Below are 1424 nucleotides of genomic sequence, written 5' to 3'. Positions count from 1 at the left end.
AGTAAAATAAAAGAGTCACATACCCTAAAAGTATGTAACTCGTAAAACTATACCAATTTAGCGAAAATTTCACGATTTTGTTAAACCAACACTAAATGATGTAGAGCCTCATTTTTAAGGGTTATGTTAGATCTTTCTACGACGTTGGTAGTAAGCCCAGCCACCGCACGCAATCAGTGTCAATAGACTAACAATCAACCCTGATATCAGGTATGGTGGAATAAAAGTAAATGAGACGTGGTGAGTGCCACGAGTGATTGGGACTGCCATAAAGGTATTAATGACTTTAATTGGTTTCACGACAGCACCGTCAATCTTGACATGCCAGCCTTTAGCATAAGGAATGGTTGTCATTAAAATTTGCTGATGGTGTTTAATAGTGACTTTACCATTAATTTGATTAGCATGGTAGCTAGTTACTTTTAAAGCTTGTTGTTGAAGAGTCTGGACATCTTTGTTGAATTGATGACCATTAAGCTTGTAAAGACTAACATTTTGCATCCACATGGCTTGCTTTTTCATTGTGAACTTAATTGCTACAGGATGGCCCTTTTGGTGGCTTGCGACGTTGACGACGATAGTATTGTGGTATGTCGGATACTGGTCTAGAGTACGGCCATTTAGTTGAATTGAAGCGACGTTCTTTACGCTTGGCCCTAAGGTTAAGTAGTATGAATCGTTGGTTGAAGGTGTAAAGTGAAGTGTCACACTGGCATTTTGCAGGGGATTATTCCGGATAAAGTTAGTACCAGTAATTTGTTTTACTTTTTGGACGTTTGTAAATTTAACATTATCAAAATTTTGAACATCAAATAATTGATGATTAGCACTATTCCCTGCTAGTAATTGAAAAATCGCTGATTGGTAATTTAATGGATCTAGACTAACATTTTTATAATGGAGAATTTGGTTGCTGGCCCCAAACGCGATTGGAAGTGCGTTTGAATTATGTTTAATATTCACCATATTTGTTTCATAGCGAGTTTTTGAAGAGTACCAATCGGGCCGTGTACTAGTAATTGGCAAGACTTGATTACCATCTGCCTGCTGACCATGGTTCTTAGCCTGCAAAAAATATTTGAACCCTAATAGGGAATCAGTTACTTGAGTACCATTAGAATAAGCGATAAAGCCATCACCAGATGGTTGACCAATTGAACTCATAAAACTGGAAATTGATGGCTCTAAAGTTGAACCAAAGTGTTCAGCGCCATTGTAATCACCTTGAAATGGATCATCTTTAGTCCGCATAAAGTTTTTCGCGGTTCGATAGAATGAATTATCATGGCGTTTATTTTCTTGAACAGCTTTATCCATAGCGGTGGTATAGTTGCCAAATTCAGGTTGAGATACATATGAAATATGATTCAAAGAAACGTAGACATTAGTGGTTACATCTAGTATTACTAGTACCACAAATAGTG

Annotated in this window: 1 protein-coding gene; it reads right to left on the bottom strand. The window is 37.2% G+C overall.

Going from position 1 to position 1424, the window contains the following annotated elements:
* Positions 1-126: 126 nt before the first annotated feature.
* Positions 127-1424: YfhO family protein (locus H5975_RS08085; RefSeq protein ID WP_204785613.1), on the bottom strand; the 1298-nt coding region annotated here is incomplete at its 5' end.

This window comes from Limosilactobacillus coleohominis (genome assembly GCF_016901675.1).
Lineage (GTDB): Bacteria > Bacillota > Bacilli > Lactobacillales > Lactobacillaceae > Limosilactobacillus > Limosilactobacillus intestinavium.
This window is presented reverse-complemented; position numbering and strand designations above follow the sequence as displayed.